The organism is Paenisporosarcina sp. NPDC076907 (genome assembly GCF_050269735.1).
GTDB lineage: Bacteria > Bacillota > Bacilli > Bacillales_A > Planococcaceae > Paenisporosarcina.
This window is the reverse complement of sequence record NZ_JBNNIX010000003.1, coordinates 122,191-138,318: the sequence shown is the minus strand read 5'-3', so window position 1 is coordinate 138,318 and position 16,128 is coordinate 122,191. Positions and strand designations below refer to the sequence as shown.

At 41.1% G+C, this 16,128-nt stretch carries 18 protein-coding genes and 1 tRNA gene; 18 read left to right on the top strand and 1 reads right to left on the bottom strand.

Annotation, left to right across the window (positions count from 1 at the left end):
- The first annotated feature begins 50 nt into the window (after positions 1-50).
- From ACQKEV_RS12245 to ACQKEV_RS12175, 15 genes are all read left to right on the top strand, one after another.
- Positions 51-1,235 (top strand): ATP phosphoribosyltransferase regulatory subunit, encoded by a 1,185-nt coding sequence (locus ACQKEV_RS12245; RefSeq protein WP_427446459.1) that lies wholly within the window; start codon positions 51-53, stop codon positions 1,233-1,235.
- A complete protein-coding gene (gene hisG, locus ACQKEV_RS12240; protein ID WP_427446457.1) occupies positions 1,228-1,851 on the top strand; it encodes an ATP phosphoribosyltransferase in 624 nt (207 codons plus the stop codon). The genes ACQKEV_RS12245 and hisG overlap by 8 nt, the downstream gene beginning before the upstream one ends.
- A gap of 13 nt (positions 1,852-1,864) precedes the next feature.
- The gene (hisD, locus tag ACQKEV_RS12235; protein WP_427446455.1) at positions 1,865-3,151 is read left to right on the top strand and encodes a histidinol dehydrogenase; all 1,287 of its coding nucleotides are present in this window, start codon (positions 1,865-1,867) and stop codon (positions 3,149-3,151) included.
- Positions 3,148-3,738 (top strand): imidazoleglycerol-phosphate dehydratase HisB, encoded by a 591-nt coding sequence (gene hisB / locus ACQKEV_RS12230; RefSeq protein ID WP_427446453.1) that lies wholly within the window; start codon positions 3,148-3,150, stop codon positions 3,736-3,738. Before hisD ends, hisB begins: the two co-directional genes overlap by 4 nt.
- A complete protein-coding gene (gene hisH, locus ACQKEV_RS12225) occupies positions 3,735-4,394 on the top strand; it encodes an imidazole glycerol phosphate synthase subunit HisH (RefSeq protein WP_427446451.1) in 660 nt (219 codons plus the stop codon). Before hisB ends, hisH begins: the two co-directional genes overlap by 4 nt.
- A complete protein-coding gene (gene hisA / locus ACQKEV_RS12220; RefSeq protein ID WP_427446449.1) occupies positions 4,385-5,128 on the top strand; it encodes a 1-(5-phosphoribosyl)-5-[(5-phosphoribosylamino)methylideneamino]imidazole-4-carboxamide isomerase in 744 nt (247 codons plus the stop codon). Before hisH ends, hisA begins: the two co-directional genes overlap by 10 nt.
- Complete coding sequence (hisF, locus tag ACQKEV_RS12215) at positions 5,122-5,880, top strand: imidazole glycerol phosphate synthase subunit HisF (RefSeq protein WP_427446447.1); 759 nt, start codon at positions 5,122-5,124, stop codon at positions 5,878-5,880. The genes hisA and hisF overlap by 7 nt, the downstream gene beginning before the upstream one ends.
- Positions 5,877-6,512, top strand: coding sequence for a bifunctional phosphoribosyl-AMP cyclohydrolase/phosphoribosyl-ATP diphosphatase HisIE (hisIE, locus tag ACQKEV_RS12210; protein ID WP_427446445.1), 636 nt, complete (start codon positions 5,877-5,879; stop codon positions 6,510-6,512). Before hisF ends, hisIE begins: the two co-directional genes overlap by 4 nt.
- 73 nt (positions 6,513-6,585) lie before the next feature.
- Complete coding sequence (locus ACQKEV_RS12205) at positions 6,586-8,112, top strand: tetratricopeptide repeat protein (protein ID WP_427446442.1); 1,527 nt, start codon at positions 6,586-6,588, stop codon at positions 8,110-8,112.
- Between the two features lie 74 nt (positions 8,113-8,186).
- Positions 8,187-9,137, top strand: coding sequence for a thioredoxin-disulfide reductase (gene trxB / locus ACQKEV_RS12200; protein ID WP_427446440.1), 951 nt, complete (start codon positions 8,187-8,189; stop codon positions 9,135-9,137).
- 415 nt (positions 9,138-9,552) lie between these two features.
- Positions 9,553-10,032: an NUDIX hydrolase gene (locus tag ACQKEV_RS12195; protein ID WP_427446438.1), complete on the top strand. Its 480-nt coding sequence runs from the start codon at positions 9,553-9,555 to the stop codon at positions 10,030-10,032.
- Complete coding sequence (rapZ, locus tag ACQKEV_RS12190; RefSeq protein ID WP_427446436.1) at positions 10,029-10,916, top strand: RNase adapter RapZ; 888 nt, start codon at positions 10,029-10,031, stop codon at positions 10,914-10,916. The genes ACQKEV_RS12195 and rapZ overlap by 4 nt, the downstream gene beginning before the upstream one ends.
- Before the next feature lie 4 nt (positions 10,917-10,920).
- Positions 10,921-11,913, top strand: coding sequence for a gluconeogenesis factor YvcK family protein (locus tag ACQKEV_RS12185; protein ID WP_269926582.1), 993 nt, complete (start codon positions 10,921-10,923; stop codon positions 11,911-11,913).
- Between the two features lie 26 nt (positions 11,914-11,939).
- On the top strand, positions 11,940-12,896 hold the full coding sequence (gene whiA, locus ACQKEV_RS12180) for a DNA-binding protein WhiA (protein WP_427446434.1): 957 nt from the start codon (positions 11,940-11,942) through the stop codon (positions 12,894-12,896).
- A gap of 73 nt (positions 12,897-12,969) precedes the next feature.
- Complete coding sequence (locus ACQKEV_RS12175; RefSeq protein ID WP_427446432.1) at positions 12,970-13,227, top strand: HPr family phosphocarrier protein; 258 nt, start codon at positions 12,970-12,972, stop codon at positions 13,225-13,227.
- Positions 13,228-13,618: 391 nt separating this feature from the next.
- Here the strand turns inward: ACQKEV_RS12175 and ACQKEV_RS12170 are convergent.
- Positions 13,619-13,690 (bottom strand) — tRNA-Arg (locus ACQKEV_RS12170).
- Between the two features lie 169 nt (positions 13,691-13,859).
- Between ACQKEV_RS12170 and clpP the strand changes: the two genes are divergently transcribed.
- From clpP to ACQKEV_RS12155, 3 genes are all read left to right on the top strand, one after another.
- Entirely contained in the window at positions 13,860-14,456 is a 597-nt protein-coding gene (gene clpP, locus ACQKEV_RS12165; RefSeq protein WP_427446430.1) for an ATP-dependent Clp endopeptidase proteolytic subunit ClpP, read from the top strand.
- A gap of 237 nt (positions 14,457-14,693) precedes the next feature.
- Positions 14,694-15,272 carry a LemA family protein gene (locus ACQKEV_RS12160; protein WP_269926578.1) on the top strand — a complete coding sequence of 193 codons (579 nt, stop codon included), beginning with the start codon at positions 14,694-14,696 and terminating at the stop codon, positions 15,270-15,272.
- Positions 15,272-16,054, top strand: coding sequence for a TPM domain-containing protein (locus ACQKEV_RS12155; protein ID WP_427446666.1), 783 nt, complete (start codon positions 15,272-15,274; stop codon positions 16,052-16,054). Before ACQKEV_RS12160 ends, ACQKEV_RS12155 begins: the two co-directional genes overlap by 1 nt.
- The last annotated feature ends 74 nt before the right edge of the window (positions 16,055-16,128 follow it).

Below are 16,128 nucleotides of genomic sequence, written 5' to 3'. Positions count from 1 at the left end.
GCATAGTAGTGTACTAAAGTAAATTATCCTTATTTTAGGGAGTGATTATAATGACACCAATTCGAAAATTTGAAAAACCGCTTGGGATGAGAGATTCTTTTCCGTTGATAAATGAAAAAAAGGAAAGAATACGGGATATTGGCAGACAATTTTTTCAAACTCGCGGCTTTGATTTTATAAAAACACCTACAGTTGAATATTACGAAACAGTGGGTAAAGCTTCTGCAATTGCAGACTCATCTTTGTTTAAATTAGTTGATCGGCAAGGTGAAACACTGGTCTTAAGACCGGATATGACCACACCAATTGTTCGTGTTGCGACATCCAAATTGCTGAAGGAGCAAATCCCTTTACGTCTTGCCTATTTTGCCAATGTTTTTAGAGCTCAGGAAAATGAAGGCGGGAGACCTGCCGAGTTTGAACAAATGGGTGTTGAGCTAATTGGGGATTCTTCAGTATTTGCTGATGCAGAAATGATTATCACTGCTTCCGATTTCGTTCAGGAACTAGGAATAGGTGAATACCATTTGACGGTTGGCCATGCTGGGTTATTGCAATCTATTTTGACACAACTAACTCAATCAAAGGAACAAGTGAAAGAACTACGCACATTACTTGTGGAAAAGAACATGGTTGGATTTGAAGAAGCAGTAAAATCGTATGGGTTAGCGAGAGAAGAAGAACATCGCTTTATTGAATTTATTGAACATGCTTCCAATGTTCCAACCATTGCATCATTGCGTCCTTTCATCGACGAATCAGATATGCAGCAAGTAAATATGTTTACGTATCTTAGTGACTTGTCTGTATTGCTTGAAAATGCTGGCCTTTCAAAATTGGTTACATACGATTTGACACTTACCAGTGAGATGAGTTATTACACAGGGATGTTGTTTGAAGTTTTTGCGAGTGGGTCAGGTTTTGCTATTGGTAATGGAGGTCGTTACGATGGTTTGTTGCAGGAATTCAATTGTAATGTCGGCGCAACAGGGTTTGGTTTGAGAGTGGATCGACTACTTGAAGTGATGACAACTTCGACCGTTCGTGAGCCACACGCATTACTATTTTTTGATGAAGCTAATTATTTGAAAGCGGTCAATGCGGCAAATGAAAAGAGAAAACAAGGAATTCGCACAACCATTCAATATGTAAATGGTGTGGAAGATAGACAGGCTTATCAGGATAACTTTACAGACGTGGTGTGGTTAACAGAAGGAGATGGACATAATGAGTGAACTGACAATTGCGATGCCGAAAGGTCGCATTTTTGAAGAAGCATATGTGTTACTTCAAAAAGCGGGTTTTCAGTTACCGGAAGACTTTGAAGAATCAAGGAAGCTCATTGTCGAAGCTCCAAGTGAAAAAATCCGATTTATTCTTGCAAAACCGATGGACGTACCAGTTTATGTTGAACATGGGGTTGCAGATATAGGGATAGCGGGTAAAGATGTATTACTTGAGCAAAAACGTAGTGTTCATGAGTTGCTGGATTTAAAAATCAGCCAATGCTATATCGCAACTGCAGGATTGCCGAATACAGTCATGAATGAGATTGCACCACGTGTGGCAACTAAATATCCTGAAATTGCTTCGGCTTTTTACAAAGAAAAAGGGGAGCAAGTTGAAATAATCGGATTAAATGGTTCAATCGAATTGGCACCAATGATTGGACTAGCAGATCGAATTGTCGATATCGTATCTTCTGGCCGGACATTGAAAGAAAATGGACTGGTTGAATACGAACGCATTGTGGATGTTACATCGAGATTAATTGCTAATCCCGTCAGTTACCGACTGAAAAGCGAACGCATTCGCGATATGGTGAAACGACTAAAAGAGTCAATGGAGTAAGGAGGATTTAGATATGCAAATCGTTTCTTTAACAAAAGATATTTCATTAAAACGACCGTTGGAAATGGGCAATGCGGAACAATTAAACACCGTGAAAATGGTATTGGCCGATGTCAAAAAACGTGGTGATCAGGCAGTTGCTGAATACAGCGAAAAATGGGACGGAATTAAACTGAGCGACTTTCGTGTTTCGAATGACGAAATCCAACTGGCACTCGCCGATTTTGATGATGAACTTAAAAATGACTTGGAAGAAGCGGCAAAAAATATCCGCCAATTTCATGAAATGCAAAAACGGTCATCTTATGAAGTTGATGTAAAAAATGGCTCATTTATCGGACAGCGAGTAAGTCCATTGGATGCAGTTGGTTTATATGTGCCGGGTGGCTCTGCTGCATATCCATCGTCTGTATTAATGAATGTTATTCCGGCTCAAGTAGCTGGTGTAGAACGAATTGTCATTGTCTCTCCTCCTAACGAAAAAGGCGCATTGCCAGACGCAGTATTGGTCGCAGCTTCAATTTTAGGTATTGAAGAAATTTATAAAGTAGGTGGGGCACAAGCAATTGCCGCTCTTGCATATGGTACCGAGTCCATTGCACCTGTTGACAAAATAACAGGTCCAGGGAATGTGTTTGTGGCATTGGCCAAAAGGGAAGTGTTTGGTGAAGTGGCAATCGATATGATTGCCGGGCCGAGTGAAATCGCCATTATCGCAGACGATACAGCCTATGCAGACGAAGTAGCGGCCGATTTATTGTCTCAGGCAGAACATGATCCGATGGCGTGTCCTATTTTACTAACGACGGTCGATACATTCGCACAGGAAGTTATGCAGGAAGTGGAAAAACAATTGCGTATGCTCCCACGTGAAAAGATTGCACGGGCAGCTGTTGAAAAGTTCGGCAAAATTTATGTTGCAGAAACAATGGTGAACATCATTGAAGCTGTAAATAAATTGGCACCAGAGCATTTGGAAATCATGACGATCAATCCTCATGAAGTTGCACAACAAGTTAGACATGCGGGGGCGATTTTTATCGGTCGCTACAGTTCTGAACCAATCGGGGATTACTTTGCCGGGACCAATCATGTATTGCCCACAAACAGCACTGCACGATTCTCAAGCCCGTTATCAGTGGATGATTTCATCAAAAAGACAAGCATCATTTATTATACGGAAGAAACATGGCAACAACATGCAGCCAAAGTGGCACGACTGGCAAGAATGGAAGGGTTAGAAGCCCATGCTAGAGCTGTAGAATCAAGAGGCTGGACAAAGGGGATGAATCAATCATGACACGCGAAGCAACAATAAATAGAAAAACGAAAGAAACACAAGTGAAAGTCGCGATGCAACTGGATGGAGAAGGGCAAGCGACTATTGATACGGGTGTCCCTTTTATGGATCATATGCTTGATTTATTTGTGAAACATGGATTCTTTAATGCGACCATTCAAGCCTCTGGTGACACACATATTGATGATCATCATACAACGGAAGATATAGGGATTGTACTCGGGCAAGTTGTCAAAGAAGCGTTAGGTGACAAAAAAGGAATACGAAGATACGGTAATGCTTTTGTGCCCATGGATGATGCACTGGCGCAAGTGATTGTGGATTGTTCAAACCGTCCACACCTTGAGTTCAGAGCGACATTTCCTAAAGAAAAAGTAGGCAATTTCGATACGGAACTTGTCCATGAGTTTTTATGGAAATTCGCTCTTGAAGCACGGATGAATGTTCACGTGATCTTACACTATGGACACAATACCCACCACATGATTGAAGCCATATTCAAAGCATTAGCAAGAGCACTGGATGAAGCGGTCACAATCGATCCGCGTGTCAAAGGAGTGCCATCAACGAAAGGGTTATTGACATGAAAATTGGTGTAATCGATTACGGAATGGGCAATTTATATAGCGTTGAGCAAGCACTACTTCGACTGGGGTGTGAAGTGTCCATAACCTCAGATTCAAACATATTAGATCAAATGGATGGATATGTATTGCCTGGTGTCGGAGCTTTTCCAGATGCCATGAATCGTCTGCGCGAGTCAGGAATGGATCTGTATATTAAACAAATCGAAAAAAATAACAAACCTTTGCTCGGGATCTGTCTGGGTATGCAACTTCTTTATGAAGACAGTATGGAAAACGGACGGACAGAAGGTCTCGGCATATTAACTGGTCATATTCAAAAATTTGAAGAACTGGATGCACAACAAAATCGGATTCGAATTCCTCATATGGGCTGGAATCCCTTATCTTTTACGCATCAACCTACTTGGTTACAGGATCTTGATAAAGAAGATTCAACGCATGTGTACTTTGTTCATTCATATTTGGCACAAAAAACGCTCCAAAAAGAAGTGGTGGCAAGCAGTACATATGCAGGTCAATTTGTACCAGGTCTGGTTCAGAAAGGTTCCATTACAGGTATGCAATTTCACCCTGAAAAGTCAGGACCTTTCGGGAAGTACTTGTTGGCCAAATGGGTCGGGCAAGTAAATGAGAGGAGTGGCCAAAAATGTCAGTGATTGAATTATATCCAGCAATTGATATGCGTGGAGGCAAATGTGTACGCTTATTTAAAGGTGATTATAATCAAGAGACAGTTTATGGGGAATCTCCTTTTGAAATGGCCAAAACGTTTGCAAGCCAAGGGGCAAGATGGATTCACATGGTCGACTTGGATGGGGCAAAAGACGGAAAACGAATTCACGACCAGGATGTAATACGTGCAGCAACAGAGCTTGGTGTGAATGTGCAAATAGGCGGAGGAATCCGCTCGGAAGATGATGTGAAATATTATCTGGATAATGGTGTGGCACGCGTTATCATCGGTAGCTTAGCTATACAGCACCCGGAGCTTGCGGTCTCGTTGATTAAGAAGTTCGGTGCGGATAAAATTGTTATTGGACTTGATGCCAAAGATGGCATGGTGGCAACACACGGATGGTTGGAAACCTCATCAAAATCTGCTATTGAAGTAGGGCAATACTTTGCAAGTAATGGTGCAAAAACCTTTATTTTCACAGATATAGCTACGGACGGAACACTAAATGGTCCTAATATTTTAGCCAATGAACTCCTTGCCGAAGCAACAGGTGCAGAAGTGATTGTTTCAGGCGGTATTAGTTCACTATCGGACGTGAAGCAAGTAGCACTAGCGGCAGCCGAGACTAAAATTGGTGGCGTGATTATCGGTAAAGCACTTTATGAAAATCGTTTTACATTACCGCAAGCATTGCGTGAGGTGGCTTCATGTTAACAAAACGAATTATTCCGTGTTTAGATGTCAAAGAAGGACGGGTTGTCAAAGGGGTTCAGTTCGTGTCACTGCGTGATGCGGGGGATCCTGTGGAACTTGCTAAATTTTATGATGAGCAAGGAGCAGACGAATTAGTGTTTTTGGATATATCAGCATCGCATGAAGGGAAAGAAACGATGATTGATGTAGTGCGACAGACTGCTGTCGAACTGGCCATTCCCTTTACTGTGGGAGGCGGTATCCGAACGCTCGATGATATGAAAAACATGCTACGTGCCGGTGCAGATAAAGTATCGGTAAATACATCCGCTATTGAACGACCTGAGTTGATAGCTGAAGGTGCTGCTTATTTTGGTTCACAATGCATTGTCGTTGCAATTGATGCGAAATGGTCTGAGGAAGACGGAACATGGTTGGTCTATACTCACGGGGGCCGACGTGTCACAGTGTGGACAGCGGTAAAATGGGCACAAGAAGCCACACGCTTGGGGGCAGGAGAAATCCTCCTTACTTCTATGAACAAAGATGGAGAAAAAAGTGGTTTTGATCTTGAATTAACGAAAGCGGTACGCGAAGCAGTAAATGTTCCTGTAATCGCGAGTGGCGGGGCAGGGAATGCTCAACATTTTTATGACGTATTTAATGAAGTAGATGTAGATGCAGCACTGGCAGCTTCTATCTTTCATTACAAAGAGACCAGTGTCAAAGAAGTGAAAAGTGTTTTGCGAGAGAAAGGAGTGTCAGTTAGATGACAAAAAACGAAATGGAACCCATTCAATTTGATGCACAGGGACTGATACCCGTTGTCGTCCAACATGCACAAACAAAAGAAGTGCTGACGGTCGCATATATGAACCGACAATCTTTGGAGAAAACCATTGAAACAAAAGAAACATGGTTTTATAGCCGTTCTAGACGAGAACTGTGGCATAAAGGCGCAACAAGTGGAAACACTCAACAAGTTGTGGCAATCCGAACCGATTGTGATTCCGATGCACTAGTTGTGGAAGTGTTGCCGAAAGGACCTGCATGCCATACTGGCAAAGACACTTGTTTTCATAAGGTAATCGTTGCTCCTTCAGAGACTGTAGGCAGTTTCGGGATTCTTTCAGATTTGGTTGAAGTCATTCAACAGCGTGAAAAATCAATGCCAGAAGGTGCATATACAACCTACTTATTTGAAAAAGGCGTAGACAAGATTGGCAAGAAAATCGGAGAAGAAGCGACTGAAGTGGTGATTGCCGCAAAAAACCGTGACGCTGAAGAGTTGCAATGGGAAGCCGCTGACTTGCTGTATCACTTGTTGGTACTGCTTCAAGAACAAAAAGTAAATTTGTATGATGTGTTGGAAGTTTTACAGAAACGACATGAGAGTAAATCATAAGCCTGTGTGCTATAATAGAGAGATACTGAAAAGGGACCTATTGCGTTCCTTTTTATTTTTTCGGAGGCATTAATTGAAGAAAAAACACAAACAACACGCGAATGAAAACATCGTCTCGTTCCTTCCTACAGGCGAATATTATTATCAAAAAGCGTTAGTAGCTCTAAATCGGGAGCACTTTGAAAAAGCGCATAAATATTTGAGACGTGCAGCGGAACTGAGTCCAGATGATCCGCTTATTTTAATGCAATACGCAATTGTAGAAATGGAAGTAGAAAAATACGACCATGCTCTGGAGTTATTGCAAAGTGCACACAGTCTTGACCCAAATGAAACTGAAGTTGTTTTCTTCTTAGCAGAAGTGAACGCTCACCTCGGTTTTCTTTCTGATGCCCGCAAATTCGCCAAAAAGTATATAGAATTGGACATGACGGGAGCATACGCTGAGGAAGCGATGGAAATCATTGATTTCTCTGAACAAGAAGATTGGCCATTATTTGAAGATGATAATTTCGGAAGTGAAATCTTAATCGTACAAGAAAAAGCCAGACGAATGATGGAACAAGGAAACTTTGAACAGGCAATCGAAGTTTTGGAGAATCTGATTGAAGAAAATCCGGATTTCTGGGCAGCTTACAATAACTTAGCCCTTGCTTATTTCTATATCGGTGAAGTCGATCAGGCAAAAGCTTTATTGCACAAAGTACTGGAAGAAAACACAGGTAATTTACATGCATTGTGTAATTTGGCAGTGGTGCATTATTACGAAAAAAATGAGCAGGAACTCTCATATCTATTAAATTTACTCGTCAAAATTCAACCTTATATGCTGGAACATCGCTACAAGCTCGGTGCAACTTTTGCATTGGTTGGTAAGTATGAAGAGGCATATAAATGGTTGCGTTCTCTTCAAAAACGAGGCTATGAAGGCGACCCAGGCTTTTATTTCTGGTTATCACATTCCGCTTATTTTTCGGGACATGAAAATGAAGCACGCCAATACTGGAAGCAACTAATTCAAATCGATCCTGAAAAAGAAGGCCTTGAACCTTGGGCTGACCAAAAAGAAGGCGATTCGTTAGATGGCATGGAGCACAATCGTGATTTTATAGTAGAAAAGCTTGAAAACGCGTATCGCAGTGAGCGAATGTTTGGTTTGTTTTTGCTAGGAAAAACTGCACATAAACAAGAAATCATCGCTCATCCGGAATGGGTAAATGTAGAAACGTATTCTACAATGGAAAAATGGTTGTTGGCCCATGCTCTCGGACATGAATTTGAAGCAAGCCAAATTGCTGAACGCTCCTTTTTGCGAGCGGTTGAAGCAACAGAAGTGTTGTATCGCAAAAATTATCCCTTAACAATTGATGGATCATTCCTTTTTCAAATGTGGTTTGTGTTAATTGAACGTGGGATTGATAAAGGGTATGCCTTTAAAAATCCTAAGGCTTTAGCAGCAGCTGCGGATTATATGTTCCAATCATCACGTTCACAAGGCGTAACCAAAAAAGCACTCGCGGAACGCTATGAGATAACGACGCCAACCATAACGAAATATGTAAATGAACTGATTCAATTTTTACCACTCTTTGATGCTTAGGCAAAAAAGTTGAACGACATGCATGAATCTTATACGATTTGTGAGAGAACAATGGGTTTAGGAGGTTTTTTTAAATGACTGAAGAAAAAATTTATGATGTTTTGATTATTGGGGCAGGACCTGCAGGTATGACAGCAGCTGTATACACATCCCGTGGAAATTTATCGACTTTAATGCTTGAACGAGGGATTCCAGGTGGCCAAATGGCGAATACAGAGGAAGTTGAAAACTATCCAGGTTTCGAACATATTTTAGGACCTGAACTTTCAACGAAAATGTTTGATCACGCTAAAAAATTCGGTGCGGAATACGCATACGGGGATGTACAGGAAATCATTGATGGAGAAGAATTCAAAACCGTCAAGGCTGGTGGAAAAGTATATAAAGCTCGTTCAATTATCATCACAACTGGTGCTGAATATAAGAAAATGGGTATTCCAGGCGAAACTGAACTTGGTGGACGTGGGGTAAGTTACTGTGCAGTCTGTGATGGCGCGTTCTTTAAAAATAAAGAATTAGTCGTTGTAGGTGGCGGAGATTCAGCTGTTGAAGAAGGCGTATATTTGACTCGTTTTGCTAGCAAAGTAACGATTGTTCATCGTCGTGACGAACTTCGTGCACAAAAAATCCTTCAAGATCGTGCGTTCGCAAATGAAAAAATCGATTTCATCTGGAACCATACTGTAAAATCAATTAACGATGAAAATGGCAAAGTCGGAAGTGTGACATTGGCATCCACAGTAGATGATTCAGAACAAGAATTTAAAGCAAACGGTGTATTTATTTATATTGGAATGCTTCCATTAACAAAACCATTTGCTCAGTTAGGTATCCTGAACGAAACAGGCTATATTTTAACGAATGAAAAAATGGAAACAAGCATCCCGGGAATCTTTGCTGCCGGAGATGTACGTGAAAAAACATTGCGTCAAATTGTAACGGCTACAGGAGATGGAAGCATCGCTGCTCAAGCTGCTCAGCATTATATTGAAGAATTACATGAAAAAATAAGCATGAAGGCTTAATTTTTAATCATTCTTTAATCCACTTGTAATACCCTTGCAACAATAAAGGAGTATAGTGAAGTTAGTAAATTGACCCCCTTTTTATAGCAACATTTTGAAAGGCTGCTTTTTCGGTGCAAATCGAAGAAGCAGCCTCTTTTTTATCGTTTCGAATTAAATGGCGAAGTGGAGTGAGTATCGGGGCAGAAAGTGTCCCTAACCGGACGCAAATTAACCCTGAATGGATAAAACTCAATTCGACTGAATGGAAGTCAATCTCGACTCGACATACACCTCGATTAGAACAAGCAACATTGTCAATTCAATCACTTAAATCAAGCTTTCAGTGTTTCTTTTTTTGCATACTTTTTGATATGCCCACGTTCAAAGTTGTATAATAGAATAAGTGAGTTTATTTGGATGTGGAGTGTCGAATGTGCAACGTATAGCAAACTTAATTGTTTTGAAAAATCATCAAGTGCTTTTATTGAAAAAACCACGTAGAAATTGGTACGTCGCACCTGGCGGGAAAATGGAACCAGGAGAGTCTATTTATAGTGCGGCCATCCGTGAATTTAAAGAAGAAACCAATACTGTTCCTGTCGAACCTCATCTAAAAGGTGTTTATACGATGGTCGTTCATGACGAACATTCGGATATGGAAAATGAATGGATGCTCTTTACATTTGTCTCGAATGACTTAGAAGGAATTCCGTTTGAAGTAACAAAAGAAGGAATTTTGGAGTGGCATCCAGTGGAAGCCTTGGCACATTTGCCGATGGCGGAAGGAGATCGGACGAATCTCCAATTTGCTGTTTCAGGAAAAGGGGTTCAATACGGTACCTTTGTTTACACCCATAATTTTGATTTAATTAAAGAAGATATACAAGCGTCATATGAGGGAGAGAAGCAATGATGGAATCACAACAAACTCAAGATTCGGAATTTGTCATCATTACCGGTATGTCTGGCGCGGGTAAAACAGTAGCCATTCAAAGTTTCGAGGATCTAGGGTTTTTCTGTATTGATAACTTGCCACCAGCTCTATTAATGACGTTTTTAAAATTAATGAAGGAATCCGGAAAAGACATGAATCGTATTGCCGCGGTGATGGATATGCGTGGCGGAGATTTATTCGATTCATTGATTGGTGCACTGGACGAAATGGCGAAAGGGAATTTGAGTACACCTAAAATTCTTTTCTTGGAAGCCGACGATGAGACATTGGTCAGACGCTACAAAGAAACACGCCGTTCACATCCGCTTGCTCCTGAAGGCTTGCCTTTGGAAGGAATCGCAAAAGAACGTTTGTTACTGTCAGAGCTGAAAGGCCGTGCACAATTCATTTACAACACCTCAACCCTGAAACCGAAAGATCTTCGTGAAAAAATACAAGAAGAGTTTTCTGCAAAAGGAATTTCTACATTTACCGTAAACGTCATGTCATTTGGTTTCAAACATGGCTTGCCGATTGATGCGGATTTGGTGTTTGATGTACGATTCCTGCCGAACCCTTATTATATAGAAGAATTACGTCCGAAAACCGGCTTGGATTCTGATGTATCGGGTTATGTGTTGAAATGGCCAGAAACCCAAATGTTAATAGAAAAACTGACTGATTTACTGACTTATATGATTCCTCAATATAAACGAGAAGGAAAACGCCAGCTTGTCATCGCATTTGGTTGTACTGGCGGGCAACACCGATCCGTAACTCTTACGGAGTACTATGCAAACTTGTTCCAACAAGACTATCAAACTGTAATAACGCATCGCGATATTAAACATAGAAAGGGCTGATGGAATGGCACGTTCCAAACGTCGGAAGCGAATCGTCATAATCGGCGGGGGAACGGGTCTGTCCACGTTACTGCGGGGATTAAAGAAATTCCCGGTCGATATCACTGCAATTGTTACGGTTGCAGATGACGGAGGGAGCTCAGGTCGTCTCCGCGACGATTATGATATTCCACCTCCGGGAGATATTCGTAAAGTAATGGCTGCATTATCAGATGTCGAGCCTTTAGTTGAAGAAATGTTCCAATATCGATTTAGTCAATCTGATGATTTGGGTGGACATTCCCTTGGGAATTTAATGTTAACGGCGTTGACAGATATAACTGGAGACTTCTCACATGCGATTCGGGAAATGAGTCGCGTACTTAATGTTCATGGCACCGTGTTGCCAGCCGCGAATCAGACCATCACACTTCATGCAGAACTGGACGATGGTACCATTGTTACAGGGGAATCTAAAATTCCAACATATAATCAACGAATCCATCGTGTCTTTTTGACACCTAACGATGTGGAACCTCTTCCTGATACGATAAAAGCTATCAGAAAAGCTGATTTACTCGTATTTGGACCTGGAAGTTTATATACTAGTATTTTGCCCAATTTATTGGTTCAAGGAATTCAAAAAGCGATACTACAATCGAAGGCACCAAACGTATACATTTGCAACTTAATGACACAGGCAGGAGAGACGATGGATTATTCAGCGGCTGATCATGTCCGAGCGTTGATGTTGCATATGGGAGCTCCTTTTATCCAAACGATATTATTGAATACGGATGAAGTTCCTTTATCCGTTCAAAAAATTTATGAACAAGAACAGTCCATGCCGGTGAGTTATGATGAATCACGATTAAATCAATTAGGAATAACAGTGGTCAAAAAAGATATAGCGACCATTCAGGATGGAGCCATTCGCCATGAAGCAACTAAAGTTGCCGAATGGTTGGTCCATTATGCGGAAGATAAGGAAAATGCAATCAAGCAAACATTTATCTAACTTTCGCTCGAAAGGGGGAAATACCTATGTCATTTGCATCTGAAACGAAAAAAGAAATGACGCAAGCTGACATAACGCCTTGTTGCGCGAAAGCAGAACTTTCTGCACTAATCCGCATGAATGGTGCACTTTCATTTGCTAACCGAAGTTTGAGTTTGGATGTACAGACAGAGAACGCAGCAATTGCAAGACGTCTGTATACGTTAATGAAAGAATTATATCCGTACCAAGTAGAACTATTGGTACGAAAAAAAATGCGATTAAAAAAGAACAATGTATATATTTGTCGCGTCCGTGATGGGGCAAAAGCTTTGCTAGAAAATCTGAAGATCATTACAGAAGATTTTCAGTTCAATCATACAATCTCGGCTGACCTGGTCAAAAAAAATTGTTGTAAGCGTGCGTATTTGCGAGGGGCATTCCTAGCAGGTGGATCAGTAAACAATCCTGAAACATCTGCTTACCATTTGGAAGTGTATTCTCTATATAAAGACCATAGTGATGCGCTTGTCGATTTAATGAATGGTTTTGGATTAAATGCCAAAACGATTGAACGTAAAAAGGGCTTTGTAACCTATTTGAAGGAAGCTGAAAAAATCTCAGATTTCTTAAGTATTACAGGTGCTCACCACGCATTGTTGAAATTTGAAGACGTTCGCATCATCCGTGATATGAGAAATAGCGTAAATCGCCTCGTTAATTGTGAAACAGCCAATCTTAACAAAACGATTGGTGCATCTATAAGACAAGTGGAAAATATTCGTTATATAGATAATGTTATCGGAATTGACCAATTGCCTGAAAAGTTGCGGGAAGTAGCCCGGTTACGCGTAGAGTATACAGATGTGACTTTGAAAGAGTTAGGCGAAATGGTCTCTGCGGGGACAATTAGTAAATCAGGCATAAATCACAGATTGCGTAAGCTTGATGAAATCGCTGATGGACTTCGTGGTGGAGTAGCGTTCGATAAAGTGAAAAGATAGTTGTGAGAATGGCTCATTTCAGCTAACATAAAAAACAATACATGAACGCACAATGTTTAGGGGGCAAGAACGAATGACGGAAAATCAAGTGCTAGTGGAATTAAAATCTGGATTGCAGGCAAGACAAGCTGCTCTTTTTGTGCAAGAAGCAAATCGCTACCAAGCAGATGTATATTTGCAAAAAGACGATAAAAAAGTTAATGCAAAAAGTATCATGGGCATTATGAGCTTGGCCATCAGCAAAGGATCATCAGTTACAATCAGTGCTGAAGGATCAGATGAAGAAAAAGCGGTTGAAGGACTAATCGCCATGATTCAAAAAGAAGAATAATTTACAAAGCCTCCGACATCGGTCGAAGGTTTTTTTTGTGGGAATTTTTAAATCCCAGTTTCTCTTACAAGGCTTTGTTGGTCAAGGCGTGTGAAGAATAGGGAATAATTGAATCCGATCATTGGGAGAAAAAGGCTGAGGATGGATTGCTGACAGAATCCGAAGCAATTGGATTAACCGCAATTATGTTAAAACGGTTAAATTTCAGATCATGATTTGGTGAAGATTCTTATTCAGTAAAGTAAATAAAAAGTTGTAACAATGGTGGTTAGTGGCCACATGAACACCATTCATAAGGCAGAATTCCAATCTTAATGTGAACAATTGCCTGAGTTAATATAAAAAAACCGCACCATACGTATAGAAAACGTATGGTGCGGCTTATTTTTGACGCCCTCGGAGGGAATCGAACCCCCATCTCAAGAACCGGAATCTTACGTGTTATCCATTGCACCACGAGGGCAGGCGACTTACCTATTATACAAAGAGAAGGAAAACAATTCAACTGTACTTTTTTATGCATAATATTTGACCTTCCTTGACCAACTTGTATATGATAAAGGAACAACCGAGTACAACAGATGATACTCGGGATGTACGAAAATTATAAAAGCTTGAAGGGGGCAATTTCAATGAATTTAATTCCTACAGTTATTGAACAAACAAGCCGCGGAGAGCGCGCTTATGACATTTACTCACGTTTATTAAAAGACCGCGTGATTATGCTTGGAAGCGGCATTGATGATAATGTTGCAAACTCCATTGTTGCACAATTACTTTTCCTAGAAGCTGAAGATCCAGAAAAAGATATTTCAATTTATATCAACAGCCCAGGCGGAAGTATTACTGCGGGTATGGCGATTTTTGACACAATGCAATTCATCAAACCTGACGTACAAACAATTTGTATCGGGATGGCAGCTTCAATGGGCGCATTCTTACTAGCGGCAGGAACTAAAGGCAAACGATATTCATTACCAAATGCAGAAGTTATGATTCACCAACCACTTGGTGGAGCACAAGGTCAAGCGACTGAAATTGAAATCGCTGCAAAACGTATTTTATTCTTGCGTGAAAAATTAAACGGTATCTTGGCGGAACGTACAGGTCAACCGATTGAAGTCATTGCAAAGGATACAGATCGCGATAACTTTATGACAGCTGAACGTGCTAAAGAATATGGTTTAGTAGATCACATTATTTCTCGCAGTGAATTGAAAAAAGCATAAAAAACAAAGCTACAGTGACTGGTTTAGTCACTGTAGTTTTTTTGTTGTATTAAAAAAGGGTTCACGTAGGAAAAATTGAGGGTGACGTAGGAAAAAAGCGAGTCCACGTAGGAAAAATTGAACCCGACGTAGGAAAATTCGCAGCTGACGAAGGAATCACTACTAGTAGAGACTAAAATGTTTTAATCATCTCTAAAGAAGGTAGATATTGACTATACTATCCAAGAGGTGAAGATGATGAAAAAAGGTTTAGGCCCAATTATTATTGTGGGTATTATTATTGTTGTTTTGGCTCTTATGTTAATTCCTAGTTATAACGGGTTTGTAAACGGTGAAGAGAATGTGGACCAAGCCTATGCGCAAGTAGAAAATCAGCTGCAACGTCGTATTGACTTGATTCCAAATTTAGTGGAAACAGTTAAAGGGTTTGCCAAGCAGGAGAAGGACGTTATTGACAGTGTGACCGAAGCACGTGCTCGCTTGGCAGGTGCAGGATCTCCAGAAGATCAGGCGGCAGCGAATGATGAGTTATCGGGTGCATTAAGCCGATTACTGGTTGTTGTGGAGAATTATCCTGAATTAAAATCCGATGCGAACTTCCGTCAGTTGATGGATGAGTTGGCTGGTACAGAAAACCGTTTGTCTGTGGCACGTCAGGATTACAACAACGCAGTTTCTGATTACAACCGTAAAGTGAAACGTTTCCCGGGTGCGCTAATAGCAGGAATTTTCGGCTTTGACGAAAAAGAATACTTTAAAGCTGAAGCAGGCGCGGAAGAGGCACCTAAAGTCGATTTCGGAGGAGATGGCGAGTGATGAAAAAAGCTGCGCTTTTCGTAGGAACGGCGCTTCTTTTTCTGTTGACGTTTGCGCCAATGATTCAGGCGGCAACAATTCCAAAACCTGTTGGTGACATTTATACGCAAGACTTTGCGGGGTTACTGAATGAAAATCAGAAAGCTGAAATCAACGAAATGGCTAGGCGGTTGGATGATGCAACGGGTGCTCAGATTGCCGTTTTGACGGTTAATTCCACGGACGGGACAGACATTCAAAGTTTTGCGAACCAAGCCTTCCGTGAATATCAGTTAGGAGATGCCGAAAAAAACAATGGTGTCTTGTTGGTAATTGATATGGGTGAAAGGGACATGTGGGTTGAAGTAGGCTATGGACTTGAAGGAGCCCTTCCCGATGGAAAAGTGGGACGCATATTAGATGAATTTACCGTTCCTTATATGAAAAATGATCAAGCTGATCAGGCGATTCTTAATACAATGAAAGTCTTTTATCAAGAAATTGCTACGGAATATGGGTGGAATGGAGAAGCTGTGGAGCCGGAAATGGCTAATCAGGGAAGTGGTGGCGGTGGCTCCATGTCATTCATCACTATTATCATCATTGCCATCGTGCTTTACACAATCTTTAAAGGTCGTGGCGGAGGCGGTATGGGACCAGGTTCACGTGAGCGCCGTGGAGGTTTCCCAATGATTTTTGGACCAGGATCCTTCGGTGGTGGTTTTGGAGGCGGAGGCGGCGGCGGTTTCCGTGGCGGAGGCGGAGGATCTTCCGGCGGAGGCGGCGCAGGTCGCGGATTTTAATAAAAAACAAGTGGCTCAGTGTAGTCACTTGTTTTTTTATTGTGTAATGTAAAGTACAATTTTAAATAATAGGG